Origin of the sequence: Nonomuraea sp. H19 (assembly GCF_052068215.1) — a bacterium.
Lineage (GTDB): Bacteria > Actinomycetota > Actinomycetes > Streptosporangiales > Streptosporangiaceae > Nonomuraea.
In genome coordinates, this window is sequence record NZ_JBQHCV010000035.1 from 1 (window position 1) to 12874 (window position 12874).

A 12874-nucleotide genomic window follows, 5' to 3' on the forward strand; every position below is an offset into this window, starting at 1 on the left:
AAGATGTGAGCACGCTTCTTGGTGGCGCGCCGGTTGGCGTAGGCGCCGGCCACCCGGGCGATGGCCCGCACGGCCGCCTGCGCGCCCAGCCCGGCCACCTGCGCGCGCACGTCGTAGTAGGTGAGCCGGTGCAGCTCCACCACGGTGAAGGTGCGTTGCCGCCAGGACAGGCGGGAGACGACGGTGGCCGCCTGATTGCACACCAGCACCGCCGCGGCCAGGGCGTCGGCCTGGGCCAGGGTGGGTGCGAGCCGGAACTGCACCACCGAAGGCAGGCCTTGCCGCTTGGCGGCAGAGCGGCGGATCGCCACCGCACACCTCCTGTCACTCCAGGCTCACTCACCGCACATATTACTTACTGTTACCAAGCTTTTCCATACTGTTTTCGAAAGGAGGGGTGGCGATTCCTCCCGGTCCTGAAGGACCGGGTCTCCGCGCCACAATTCAGATGAACTCGATCTGCCGGTGGCGCGGGGCGGGCTTGCCGAGGATCGCACCACCCGGGGTGGCAACGAAGCCGCCGAAGGCACTCGTGGCCCACGGGCTCTCGGTACGTTTGACCAGTCGCACGCGGTGTACGCCGGGGATGAGGCCGTTGACCCAGTACGTGGTCCGGCCCGGGGTCACCAGGGTGGCGACGGTCGCACCGTCGACCTCGACGTCGTAGTCATTGTCAGCCAGCGCTTGCCCGGGCACCGCAAGATCTGGTTCAGCCCCGTACGCCGACATGGGCTCCTACCACGGGCAACGTGGTGAGGCCTCACGGGCTCTGTGAAATGATCCTGAAACTAGCCGGGGTGGGGAACCCCGCGTACTCGCTCAATCGGAAAAATGCTCCTTGGGGATGACTCCGTGCACTCCGGTAGTCCGGTCGACCACCTGTGACACCTCGAAATCGGCAGCGGCGGACAGGTAGGCGTAGGCGACGGCGCGATCCATGCCATGGTCGTGTTCGAGGAAGTCGAGCGCGTTGACGACAGCCCGGCGCATGGCGACGTCAAGGTCGTTCGCCTGCCCGTTCTGGGACCCGTCGGGGTCGGACAGCCCGATCGGGACCCACGCCTGTGGCGTTTCGGCGAACGGGTAGTGGAAGGCGACCGAAGGGGCGTCGCCGGAGCCGGGCTTGCAGACAGTGAGCCGGAACGTGCCGCGCAGCGATCCCTCCATCGCGGTCAGCGCCACCTCGCCACCGCCCATCGCGTGGTGCGGGTCGCCAGTGTAGAAAAGAGCCCCTTCGGTGAACACCGGCAGGTAGAAGATCGCGCCCACGCCGAGCAGGTTGATGTCGATGTTGCCGCCACCGAGGGTGGGAGGGATCGAGTTGAGTGCTGGATCGGTCGGCCGGTCCGCGGACGCGAAGGCGACCCCCATCATCCCCATGAACGGACGCAGCGGGAAGGTCACCTCGCCGGAGTCTCCGCGCTTCATGACGCCGCTCGGCACACCCTTGCGCCCTCGGCGCACCGGCGTGAACACCGACACGTTGCCGTAGCGGGCCGGGTCGCCCGTAGGCCGTCCGTCTGTCGCCACGGGCGGCATGACCTCGTCGAGAGTGATCCCGTCCGGCGCGCCGCCGTTCGGCGTCCGAGCCAGCGCACCCTTGCCGTGCCGGCTCGACACGACGCCGTATGGCACTCGCGGCAGCATCGTCAAGATCTCGATCTTGAGCACGTCGCCCCGCTGCGCACCGTCCACATGGATCGGCCCTGTCACGACGTGCGGCCCGTCGACGTTGAAGTCGCGGACCGTTCGCGAATAGTCACGGGCGATCGCGATCGCGTCCTGCAGCACGTTCGCCCGAGGCACTCCGTGCTCGCCGAAGTAGGCGACCGGGTCACGCCCCTGGTCTTCGAGGAGGCCTTCATGCGAGACCGAGTCGATGGTGACCGTCTCACCTGATTTCATCCGGAGCACTGACGGGCTGCTCAGCGCCGGCACGTACCCCCACCGGACTTGCTCGACCACCGACGGCAGGTAGTGCTTGCCATCGATGGGGCCCTTGCAGGGCTGGAGGATCTCCCGAGGGAGCGTCACCGCCGGCGCGGCGGACGTCGATGTGGTCGCGGCGAAGGCGGCGCGCGAGCCGAGCAGGCTCCCGCCTGTCCCGGTCACGACCGCTGCCGCGCGAAGGAAATTCCGTCGCCCCAGTCTCGAGATCAGGGCGTCGCGCACGTCGCTGGGACTCTTCGGCACTTTCATGATTCTCCTTGCGACCCTCGCACTCCGAATGTGCCGAGGGGTAGGCCGCAACTGATGGTGTAGGAGGCCGGTTACATCCCTGTGTGCGTGGGGTTTCGGAGAGGACGGTTTCGTGTGCGCCGGTTTCGTGGCTCAGATCCCGCACCAATCGGCGCAGATCCGCTCGAAGATCTCGACTGATTCGGCCAGCTTGGTCACCGAGCACCATTCGTCGGTTACGTGGGCCTGATCCGCCTCCCCGGGGCCGCAGATCACCGTAGGGACGGATCCGAGGGCGGGGGTCAGCACCGAGGCGTCGGTGAAATACGTCGCCGCTCGTGGCTCATCCGCCCGCCCGGTCACCTGCCGGACGATCTCGCGAACCGACCGCGCCCATTCGTCCTCCGGATCGGTCCACACCGGCGGCAGGTCCACCAGCGGGCGCAGCCGCACGTCCGGACCGGCCGCACGGGACAGCGATGCCTCGACCTCCCTGTGGTCCTGACCCGTGATCGTGCGGATGTCCACGGTGGCGACCGCCCGGTCAGGCACGGAGTTCGTGTTCAGGCCACCCTGGATGGTGCCCACGTTCAGAGTCGGCGCGCCCATGATCGGGTGAGGTCCGGCCTCGAACCGGTATTCCTCGAACCTGGACACCGCCCGGACCAGCTTGTAGATGGCGTTGTCCCCCAAGGAAGGCATCGAGCCGTGCGCGGTGACACCGGTGGCGAGCGCCTCCAGCCAGAGTGCGCCCTTGTGCCCGTGGACCACGGCGTTGCCCGTCGGTTCCGCGATGACGAGGGGACCGCTCGGCCCTTCGAGCAGCGACCCTGCCACGTGCCGCGCGCCCAGTGAGCCCGTTTCCTCCGCGGCGGTCAGCACGAGCCGCAGCCCAGCCCGTGTCGGCGTGGCGGCCGCGATCCTGGTCGCGGCGAGCACGATCGCCGCCACGCCACCCTTCATGTCGCTGGCGCCCCGGCCGTAGAGGCGGTCGCCGTCGAGGTCGCCGGACGGGTCGTGCTCCCATCGCGCGGACCCGAGCGGCACCGTGTCGAGGTGCCCGGACAGGCACAGCGGCGGCACGTCCAGGCCGGTATGCCACTCGGCGACGAGAGTGCCGCGCCGGGGTTCGTGCTCGCTGATCATGACCGTGAACCCGGCCTGTTCCAGCAGCGGAGCGAGCAACTTCAGCGCTTCGCTCTCCGCCTTGCCCACCGTGTCGAGGCCGACCAGGCCACGGGTGAGGGCGACTACGTCCGTCATGGCGCCTCCGGCTTCGGGGTCGATTCCCTGATCTGCAAGGTAGGCGCGATCGCGATGCTACGGGGACCGTACGTGTCCGGTTGGAGCAGGAGCCGTACGCATTCGTCGGCCATCACGTCCCACTGCTGGCGCACGGTGGTCAGCGGCGGGTCGGAGATCTCCGCGAAGGTGATGTCGTCGAAGCCGGTGACGGCCACGTCGTCAGGCACCCGTACCCCGGCCTGCCGCAGCCCGCGCAGCACCCCCAAAGCGATCGCGTCGTTGCCGCACACGATGCCGTCGACCGTGTCCAGGTCGCCGATCAGCCGCCGCGCGGCTTCGAGTCCCCATTCGACCTCGAAGCTGCCGAGCAAGGCGGTACGGGCGGCTTCCAGACCGTGACGCCGCAGGGCCGCGTCGAAGGCGTCCGAGCGGGCGCGCCCGGAGTAGTTCGTGTGTGCGGAGCTGACGAACACCAGTCGCCGCCGGCCGACCGACACCAGCAGGTCGATCACCTGAGCGAGCCCCGCCCAGTCGTCGGCGCCGACCCAGTCGCTCAAGGTCCCGTCGACCCGGCGGTCCACCTGGATCACCGGGATCTGCCCGATCACGCCGGAGACGGCGGGGATGCTGCCGGTGAAGTCGTACGGGCTGATGATGATGCCGTCCACCTGGCGCTCCACCAGCGTTCGCAGCCTGCGCGCTTCGACGTCCACGTCGCGTTGCGAATCGCACAGCAACAACTCCAGCCCTTCGCGCTGCAGCCGCCGCTCGACGGCTTCGACCAAGGCGGGGAAGAACGGGTTGGAGATCTGCGGGACGAGCATGCCGATCGTGTTGGACCGGTTGGTGCGCAGGGCGCGGGCGACCGCGTTGTAGCGGTAGCCGAGTTGCTCGGCCGCCGCGACCACCTTGCGGGCGGACTCCGGGTTCACCGGCCGCGAGCGCGACAGCACGCGCGAGACCGTCGAGGTCGACACCCCGGCCAGCTTCGCGACGTCGTGGATCGTCGCCATCCACTCTCCTACCTGTCATGCGGTTGCTTCTGGCAAACGTTTTCTCGACAGTTTAACCAGTATGCAATCTTGACGCCAGACAATTTCCGTTCATACGCTGCAATTCCTGGCAAACGTTTGCCAGCCGCCTGCCGTGGAGTGACCATGCGAAACACCTGGAAGGCGGGCGCCATCGCGCTCGCGATGACCCTCACCCTGACCGCCTGCTCGCGCGATGACACGCCCACCAGCGCTACGCCCGCCGCCGCGACCGCGAGCGCCGACGGCAAGATCAAAGTAGGCCTGGTGCAGATCAACCAGCAGGCCATCTTCTTCAACCAGATGAACGAGGGCGCGCAGGCCGCGGCCGCGGCCCAGGGCGTGGAGCTGACGATCTTCAACGCCAACGACGACTCGGTGCAGCAGAACCAGGCCGTGCAGAACTTCGTGCAGCAGGAGTACGACGCGGTGATCGTGGTCGCGATCGACGTCGAGGGCATCAAGCCCGCGATCGAGGAGGCGAGCAAGGCCGGCCTGAAGGTGATCGCGGTGGACGCCATCGTCGACGACCCGGCGGTGAACGTGCAGGTGGGTGTGGACAACACGGCCGCGGGCCGGCAGATCGGCGAATTCGTCAACGACTACGCCAAGCAGAACGCGATCAAACCCAAGATCGGCATCGTCGGTGCGCTGAACTCGTTCATCCAGAACGCCCGCAAGGACAGCTTCAGCACCACGGTGACCGCGGCCGGCGCGAAGATCGTACAGACGGTGGACGGCAAGAACACTCAGGAGGGCGCCGCGACGGCGGCCGAGAACCTGCTCACCGCACAGCCCGGCATGAACGTCATCTACGCCACCGGCGAGCCCGCCCTGCTCGGCACCGTGGCGGCCATCCAGAACGCGGGCACGGCCGAAAAGATCAAGGTGTTCGGCTGGGATCTGACCAAGCAGGCCATCGACGGCATCGACGCCGGCTTCGTCGCCGGGGTGGTGCAGCAGGACCCGAAGACCGAGGGCATGAAGGCCGTCGAGGCGGCCAAGACGCTGGTGAGCGGCGGCCAGGTCGGCAAGCGGATCGACGTCCCTGTCACCATCGTGACGAAGTCCAACGTGGACCCCTACCGGGCGGTCTTCAAGTGACGGAATACCGCGTCGAACTGGTCGACGTCCGTAAGCGGTACGGGATGATCGACGCCCTGCGGGGCATCACGATCCAGGTCCGGCCCGGCGAGGTCCTCGGGCTGGTCGGCGACAACGCCGCCGGCAAGTCCACCGCGATGAAGATCCTCGCCGGGGCGGTGATCCCCGACTCCGGCGAGATCCGGGTCAACGGCGCGCGTGCCGCGTTCACCACGCCCAAGGAGGCGCGCGACGCCGGGATCGGCATGGTCTACCAGGATCTGGCGCTGTGCGACGACCTCGACGTGGCGGGCAACCTGTTTCTCGGTCGCGAGCCGCGATCGGGCGGTGGCCTGTTCCTCGATCGGCGCCGGATGCACGCCGAGGCACGCAGGCAACTGGACGCGCTCAACATCCGGATCCCGCTGACGAACGTCCTGGTGCGCAACCTTTCCGGCGGGCAGCGGCAGGCGGTGGCCATCGCGCGGGCGGTGTCGTTCGACCCGCAGGTGCTGATCCTGGACGAGCCCACCGCCGCGCTCGCGGTCACCGAGGTGGAAACCGTGCTGGAGCTGATCCGCACGGTTTCGGCGCGCGGCGTGAGCGTCATCCTCATCACCCACCGGCTCCAGGATCTGTTCCGCGTCTGCGACCGGCTCAGCGTGATGTACGAGGGCACGGTGCGCGCCGACCTGAACGCGGCGGAAACCAGCCTGGACAAACTGGTCGCCGAGATCGTCGGACGGGAGGTCGCATGAGTGAGGCCGTCAACGGGCGCGTGGTCACCACGCGGTCCGCGCGTGCGCACGCCTTCCTGGGAATGCACGTCCAGACCGTGGCGATCGCGGTGATGCTGCTGGTCGTGCTGGTCGTGTTCGCCTTCGCCGCGGACACCTTTCTCAGCGCCGGGAACGTGTTGAGCGTGCTGCGGCAGAACAGCCCGGCACTGATCGTCGCCGTCGCGATGACGTTCGTGATCACCGCCGCCGGCATCGACCTGTCCGTCGGTTCGGTGCTGGCGTTGTCCGGCGCGCTGCTCGGCATCCTGCTCTCGGCCGGGGTGAGCCCGACGGCGGCGTTCTTCATCGTGATCGCGATGGGCGCCGCGATCGGCGGCTTCAACGGCTGGTTCTCCTGCTATCAGGGAATTCCCGCGTTCATTGTCACGCTCGCGACACTCGGCATCATCCGAGGTGTCGCGCTGCGCTCGACGAACGGCTACTCGATCTCGATACCGAAGGACAACTGGGTCGGGTTCCTGGGTCAGGGCCGGATCGCCGGCATCCCGCTTCAGGCCCTCATCGCGATCGCCGTGGCGGTCGCGGCCTGGGTGGTGTTCACCAAGACACCGTTCGGCCAGTACGTCGTGGGCCTCGGGAGCAACAAGGAATCCCTGCGGCGTGCCGGGGTGAACGTCCGGCTGGTCGGGCTCGTCGTGTTCGTGCTGGCCGGGGTCGCCGCCGCGCTGGCCGGGGTGTTGGTGGCCATGCGGCTCGGCAGCGGATCGTCCAACCAGGGCATCGGCTTCGAGCTCACCGTGATCACCGCCGTGGTGCTCGGCGGGACGGACCTGTTCGGCGGGCGCGGCAGCGTGCTCGGGACGGTGCTCGGAGTGCTCACGCTGGGCTTCATCGAGAACGGTCTGCAACTGGCGCACGTCAGCCCGTTCTACGTGCAGATCGTGCAGGGCGCGATCCTGCTCGCCGCGATCCTGGCCAACACCAAGCTGTTCGCGCGGTTCACGGCGGCCAAACCATGAGCCGGGCCATGAGCCCGGTGATGACGGTGACCGGGCCGGTCGACGTGAGCGAGCTCGGCGTCACGCTGATGCACGAGCACCTGCTCAACGACTGCACGTCGTGCTGGAATCCGCCGGCGCCCGAAGACGCCGAGGGACACGAGATCGCGAGCGCTCCCCTGCGGATGGAGTTCCTCGGGCGGCTGCGCAACGATCCGTTCCTGTCGCGCGACAACTGCCGCCTCGACGACGTCGGACTGGCGACCGCGGAGGCCGCGCGGTTCGCCGCCGCCGGGGGCGGCACGATCGTGGAGCAGACCTGCGCGGGCATCGGCCGCGATCCCGCCGGGCTGGTCCGGATCGCCCGCGGCACCGGGCTGCGGATCGTGATGGGCTGCGGCTTCTACCTGGAGTCCAGCCATCCCCCCGAGGTCGCCGGGATGACGGCCGAGGACGTGGCCGGGCATCTGGAGCAGGAGATCCGCGACGGGGTCGACGGCGTCCGGCCCGGGATCATCGGCGAGATCGGCGTCTCCGCCGCGTTCACCGCGGCCGAGGAGAAGGTGCTGCGCGGCGCGGCCCGCGCCCAGAGGCGGACCGGGTTGCCGCTGTCGGTGCACCTGCCCGGCTGGGAGCGGCACGGTCACCGCGTGCTCGACGTGGTGGCCGAAGAAGGCGCCGACCTCGGCGCCACCGTCCTGTGCCACCTGAATCCGAGCCTGTACGACGCCGCCTACCAGCACGCGCTCGCCGAGCGCGGCGCCTGGCTCGAATACGACATGATCGGGCTGGAGTTCTACTTCGCCGACCAGGACGCCCAATCCCCCGCCGACGAGGACAACGCCCGTGCCATCACGGCGCTCATCGCGGCCGGCCACGGCGACCGGCTGCTCCTGTCGGGGGACGTGTTCCTCAAGACCATGCTCACCCGCTACGGCGGCTACGGATACGACCATGTGCTGACGAGCTTCTCCGCCCGGCTGCGCCGGCACGGCCTGGCCACGGCGGACCTCGATCGGCTGCTCACGCACAACCCGGCGGCCGTGTTCCGCGGCGCGGCGAAGGGAGCCGACAGATGACCAGTGTTCTCGTCGCGGGAGAGTCGTGGGTGAGTGAGGCGACGCACTACAAGGGCTTCGACTCGTTCACCTCGGTCACCTTCCACACCGGCATCGATCCGCTGCGCGACGCGCTGACGGGCAACGGCATCGCGGTGACCCATCTGCCCGCGCACGACGTACCCGAGAGGTTCCCGTCGAGCGTCCGGGAACTGTCGGAGTGGGACGTGGTGATCCTTTCCGACATCGGCGCGAACAGCCTGCTGCTGCACCCCGCCACCTGGGTGGACGGGCAGCGCAGACCGAACCGGTTGAAGGTCCTCGCCGAGTGGGTGGAGGCGGGGGGCGGGCTCGCGATGGCCGGCGGCTATCTGAGCTTCCAGGGCTTCGAGGGCAAGGGTTTCTACCATCGCACGCCGGTCGACGCGGTGCTGCCCAGCGTGATCGCACCTCATGACGACCGGGTGGAGACGCCCGAAGGGGCCGACCCGGTGGTGCGCTCCCCTGACCACAGGATCCTGTCCGATGTGGAGGGTCCCTGGCCCTTCCTGCTCGGCTACAACAGGTTCGGAGTCAAGGACGACGCGCAGGTGCTCGCCGAGGTGAACGGCGACCCGCTGCTGGCCGTGCGCGAGGTGGGCGCGGGCCGGACGCTGGCCTGGGCCTCGGACATCGCACCGCACTGGTGTCCGCAGGAGTTCGTCGACTGGGCGGGCTACGCGGTGCTGTTCAGCAACGCCTGCCGGTGGCTGGGGCGCGAGCTGTGACCCCCGTCATCCTGGACTGCGACCCCGGGCACGACGACGCGATCGCCATCATCCTGGCGGCCGCCGATCCCGCGATCGACCTGCTCGCCATCACCACCGTCGCGGGCAACCAGACGCTGGAGAAGACCACGCTGAACGCCCGGCGGGTGTGCACCGTCGCCGGCATCGAGGGCGTGCCGATCGCCGCCGGCTGCGCGCGGCCGCTGATCCGGCCGCTGCGCATCGCCGACGACGTCCACGGCGCGTCCGGCCTGGACGGGCCCGCGTTCCCCGAGCCCACGGTGGAGGTCGTGGACGAGCACGCCGTCGAGCTCATGCACCGGATCCTCACCGGGCACGGCGAGCCGGTGACCCTGGTGCCGACCGGGCCGCTCACCAACGTGGCGTTGTTGCTGACCCGATATCCCGAGGACGCCGCGCGGATCCGGGAGATCGTGCTGATGGGCGGTTCCGCCGAGCGCGGCAACGTCACTCCGTACGCCGAGGCGAACATCTACGTCGACCCCGAGGCCGCCGCCATCGTGCTCGGCAGCGGCGTGCCGATCACGTTCTGCGGGCTCAATGTCACGCACCAGGCGCTCGTCACCGAGGACGTGGTGGCACGGCTCCTCGGACTGGACACCGAACTCGGGCGGATCTGCGCCGACCTGATGACCTTCTTCGGTTCGACCTACCGGCGGCTGTGGGGTTTCGCCGCGCCGCCGCTGCACGATCCGGTGGCCGTGGCACGTGTCATCGACCCCACGCTCGTGGCCTGCGTCGACGCGCACGTCGCGATCGAACTGCACGGCGCGCACACCCTGGGCGCGACGGTCGTCGACCTGCACTCCTACCTCGGCCACCCGCCCAACGCCAAAGTGGCGCTCACCCTCGACCGGGATCGCTTCTGGGACCGGGTGATCGACGCGATCGCCCGGGTCAACTTCCCGGCGCGCTGAGGCGGTAGTCGAAGGTGTAGGAGTGGCCGCCGTCCGGGGCGATGATGACGTCCATCTCGCCCCTGAGGCCGCGCAGCTCGCCCGTCGCCGAGTCCGGCACGACCGAGATCCGCAGCGACTGCTCGCCGGCGTCGCTCACCGCGTTGTGCTGGACGACGAAGCTGCCGGACCGCCCGTCGAGGCTGCCCTCGATGCGCTCCAGCGCCACGTACGAGCGGGAGTCCTCCACCGGCGTCGTCGCCACCATCATCGTGACGACGCTGGTGCCGGTCAGGTCCCCGTGGAAGGTCTTGGACATGGTCACGAGGCCCAGCGTGACGCCGTCGCGGTCGTCGAAGGGCGGCTTGGCGTCCCAACCGGCGGTGTCGAACGTTCCTTTTGCGGTCATGAGCACATCATGCCGGTCGTGCCTGTCGGATCCTGTCAGGTACCGGCCAGGCGCTCCACCACGGGCGCGAACTGGCCCAGGGTTCGCCCGCAACGCCCTTTCATCGGGCCCAGCGCCGCAGGTCGGCGATGGCCTTTCCCTTCTGGTGCTGCGGCAGCTTAGCGATCACCTCGCCGAAGACGTCATGCTGGACACCGGGCGCGACGTACACGGCCGAGCAACGGCTTCCGGGCCCCAGCCGGTACGGCTCCGCGGTCGCGGGGTCGTCGCCCCCGTTGACGAACATCAGCCGGGTGCCGTGCATGCGGACCCACCGGTCGACGTCGCGGACCACGCTCTGATCCTGCTTCACCCGGATGTCTTGTGACATGTAGGTCCTGGGCCGGTAGCTGTCCTGGTGGCGCAGCAGCGGCCGCAGGTGTGGAAACGACGGGGTTGGCCACCCGATTTCCCGTTCGGCCTGGTAGAAGACGGACAAGAACGGCCTCAGGGTCTGGTCGGCGAAGAACCCGAACCCCGGGACCTGCTTGAGGTGCTGGTAGAGCACCTCATCGGGCGACTCGAGCGGCGGCAGCTTCGCCGAGGCCGCTCCTGGCGTGTGCATCCAGAACCGGAGCTTGTACTCCATCACCGCGTTCTCGGAGGCCTTGTCGATGCCGCCCACAGTGCTGAACGTCCAGCCTTCTTCGGCCGCGTCGGCGTCGCGCCACCATCCACCGCATCATCCACGGCCCGGGAAACCCAAGGCAGGCCCTCCTCGCCGGTGGCCCGCCCCCGGCCTCAATCGGCGACGAGCCGGACCTGGTCCGCCTGCTCGCGCTGGCGACGCAGCTCGTAGGTGCCGGGCGCGATACCGGTGAAGGCGTGTTCGGGGTGCGCGAGGTAGGCGGTAGCGCCCTCCTCGACGGTCAGCACGCCGAGCACCAGCGCGCGGCCGGACTGGTCAGGATTGAAGAACACCGCGCCGGTCGCGACCAGGAGGTGGGTGTTGGCCTGGGCCTGGCCGCGGACGACCGGGACGCCGGAGGCGGGGATCGGGGTACGGGCCGGCTCCCTGGTGACCGGCACGACGGCGACGTCGCCCTGGAACTGCAGGCCGGACAGGATGGGGATCTCGGCCTGCCGGTCGAGGTGCTCGTCGACGGTGACGCCGAAGGTAGCGATGGCCTGCTCGATGGTGGGCATCTTCTCAGGGCTCCTCAAAGGTCAGGATCGGCGCTGTGCCTGGGCGTACTGGGCGGGGGTGAGGCCGTAGGTCCAGGCGGCGGCCTCGATGGGGTCGGTGCAGTCGGCGGGGACGGTGAGGCCGAAGCGGCGGCGGGTGCCGTCCCGCTCGACGGTGCCGTTGGTGCACAGCAGGACGCGCACGCTCGTGGGGTAGACGCCCGGGGGGACGTCGTGCAGGGTGAGCGTCTGGCCGGGGTTGCCGGGGTCGGGCGCGGCGGGCCCGATCTGGGCGAGGCGGGCCTCGATGACGAAGCGGTCCCAGCCGCGGCGTTCGATGGCGCAGCGGCGGATCTCGGCGTTCGGCTCGCGGATGATCTCGTCGGCGGTCAGGGTGTCGTCGATGACGGTCCGGGGGACGTGGGTGCCGTGCCAGAAGTACAGCCCGAACCCGTCGGCCCAGGCGACGGCGGGCCCGTCGGGGCAGTGGAGCCGGCGCCTGGCCAGGTTGCCCTCGCCGACCTGTTCCTGGCGCAGCTCGTCCGGGGGCGGGCAGAGCAGGACGAAGTCGCGGAACGGCCACCACCACCAGGCGTCGGGCGCGGACCGGTGGCCCGGCAGGCAGGCCCGCCACAGCAGGCGGATCGCGCCGCGGATCGTGTCCTGCCGCACGCCGCCCACCGCCGCGTCCACCGCCAGCCGCACGACCGCGTCCGCGGCCTCGGTGACCGTGGCCCGGGCGCCGGTGTGCGTGCCGCGCGGCGCGGGGTCCGCCGTCGCGGCGATCTCGGCGTGCAGGGCGGTCGCCGCCGCCCCGTGCACCGGATCGCCTGCCACGCCGTCCGCCGCGGCCTGGACGGCGTCGCGCACCGCCCGCCCGATCGTCTCACCGGCTGTGCCGTCCACGGCGCGGTGGACCGAGTCGAGGACGCGGCGGTTGCGGTGGCCGGCGGCCAGGCAGGCGGCGATCGGTGCGGCGAACGCGCCGACGAGCGGCGAGGGCACCCACACGACCCGCTCCGGGAACGGGACCCCGATCTGCCGGTAGCAGGCGCGGGCGGCCGGCTCGAACGCCTGCCTCCCCTCGGCGGGGACGTCCTGCTCGTCGGTCGCGGGACGGGCCGAAGCCGGTGCGCTCACAGTGGAGACCTCCCATGCCGGCGGCCTGGCTCCGCCTCAGGACGCCGCAATTCATACCATGCCGCGCGGAGCTGTCCACGCCCGCGATCACGCGTCCGATGGGCGATACGCCTGCGGGCAAGGTCATTTCAGCGGTAGTTTAGC

Annotated in this window: 13 protein-coding genes and 2 pseudogenes; 6 read left to right on the forward strand and 9 right to left on the reverse strand. The window is 69.7% G+C overall.

All coding sequences use genetic code 11. The features are described 5' to 3' along the window. From ACTMTI_RS48335 to ACTMTI_RS48355, 5 genes and pseudogenes are all read right to left on the reverse strand, one after another. Positions 1-311: pseudogene (locus ACTMTI_RS48335) on the reverse strand (hypothetical protein); the annotation flags it as partial. Between the two features lie 133 nt (positions 312-444). After that, the gene (locus ACTMTI_RS48340; protein ID WP_441127628.1) at positions 445-696 is read right to left on the reverse strand and encodes a hypothetical protein; all 252 of its coding nucleotides are present in this window, start codon (positions 694-696) and stop codon (positions 445-447) included. Between the two features lie 123 nt (positions 697-819). Next, entirely contained in the window at positions 820-2199 is a 1380-nt protein-coding gene (locus ACTMTI_RS48345; RefSeq protein WP_441127629.1) for an acetamidase/formamidase family protein, read from the reverse strand. 132 nt (positions 2200-2331) lie between these two features. Next, positions 2332-3441: a M20 family metallopeptidase gene (locus ACTMTI_RS48350; RefSeq protein WP_441127630.1), complete on the reverse strand. Its 1110-nt coding sequence runs from the start codon at positions 3439-3441 to the stop codon at positions 2332-2334. Then, entirely contained in the window at positions 3438-4436 is a 999-nt protein-coding gene (locus ACTMTI_RS48355) for a LacI family DNA-binding transcriptional regulator (RefSeq protein ID WP_441127631.1), read from the reverse strand. The genes ACTMTI_RS48350 and ACTMTI_RS48355 overlap by 4 nt, the downstream gene beginning before the upstream one ends. Positions 4437-4580: 144 nt before the next feature. On the opposite strand from ACTMTI_RS48355, the gene ACTMTI_RS48360 reads away from it, so the two are divergent. From ACTMTI_RS48360 to ACTMTI_RS48385, 6 genes are read left to right on the forward strand one after another with little or no spacing between them, the layout of a single operon-like run. After that, entirely contained in the window at positions 4581-5558 is a 978-nt protein-coding gene (locus ACTMTI_RS48360) for a substrate-binding domain-containing protein (protein WP_441127632.1), read from the forward strand. After that, positions 5555-6295, forward strand: coding sequence for an ATP-binding cassette domain-containing protein (locus ACTMTI_RS48365; protein ID WP_441127633.1), 741 nt, complete (start codon positions 5555-5557; stop codon positions 6293-6295). The genes ACTMTI_RS48360 and ACTMTI_RS48365 overlap by 4 nt, the downstream gene beginning before the upstream one ends. Further along, positions 6292-7296 carry an ABC transporter permease gene (locus tag ACTMTI_RS48370; protein WP_441127634.1) on the forward strand — a complete coding sequence of 335 codons (1005 nt, stop codon included), beginning with the start codon at positions 6292-6294 and terminating at the stop codon, positions 7294-7296. The genes ACTMTI_RS48365 and ACTMTI_RS48370 overlap by 4 nt, the downstream gene beginning before the upstream one ends. Positions 7297-7304: 8 nt before the next feature. Further along, positions 7305-8354, forward strand: coding sequence for a phosphotriesterase family protein (locus ACTMTI_RS48375; protein WP_441127635.1), 1050 nt, complete (start codon positions 7305-7307; stop codon positions 8352-8354). After that, positions 8351-9100: a glutamine amidotransferase gene (locus ACTMTI_RS48380; protein WP_441127636.1), complete on the forward strand. Its 750-nt coding sequence runs from the start codon at positions 8351-8353 to the stop codon at positions 9098-9100. The genes ACTMTI_RS48375 and ACTMTI_RS48380 overlap by 4 nt, the downstream gene beginning before the upstream one ends. Further along, entirely contained in the window at positions 9097-10038 is a 942-nt protein-coding gene (locus tag ACTMTI_RS48385) for a nucleoside hydrolase (protein WP_441127637.1), read from the forward strand. The genes ACTMTI_RS48380 and ACTMTI_RS48385 overlap by 4 nt, the downstream gene beginning before the upstream one ends. Here ACTMTI_RS48385 and ACTMTI_RS48390 read toward each other — a convergent pair. The 4 genes and pseudogenes from ACTMTI_RS48390 to ACTMTI_RS48405 all read right to left on the reverse strand — a co-directional run bounded on the left by ACTMTI_RS48390 (position 10019) and on the right by ACTMTI_RS48405 (position 12730). Continuing rightward, on the reverse strand, positions 10019-10426 hold the full coding sequence (locus tag ACTMTI_RS48390) for a DUF3224 domain-containing protein (RefSeq protein ID WP_441127638.1): 408 nt from the start codon (positions 10424-10426) through the stop codon (positions 10019-10021). The two genes, ACTMTI_RS48385 and ACTMTI_RS48390, sit on opposite strands and share 20 nt — an antisense overlap. A 100-nt stretch (positions 10427-10526) precedes the next feature. Then, positions 10527-11114 (reverse strand): annotated as a pseudogene (locus ACTMTI_RS48395) (aminopeptidase); the annotation flags it as partial. A gap of 92 nt (positions 11115-11206) precedes the next feature. Continuing rightward, the gene (locus ACTMTI_RS48400) at positions 11207-11611 is read right to left on the reverse strand and encodes a hypothetical protein (RefSeq protein ID WP_441127639.1); all 405 of its coding nucleotides are present in this window, start codon (positions 11609-11611) and stop codon (positions 11207-11209) included. A 21-nt stretch (positions 11612-11632) separates the two neighbouring features. After that, complete coding sequence (locus ACTMTI_RS48405; protein WP_441127640.1) at positions 11633-12730, reverse strand: DUF6745 domain-containing protein; 1098 nt, start codon at positions 12728-12730, stop codon at positions 11633-11635. Between the last annotated feature and the right edge of the window lie 144 nt (positions 12731-12874).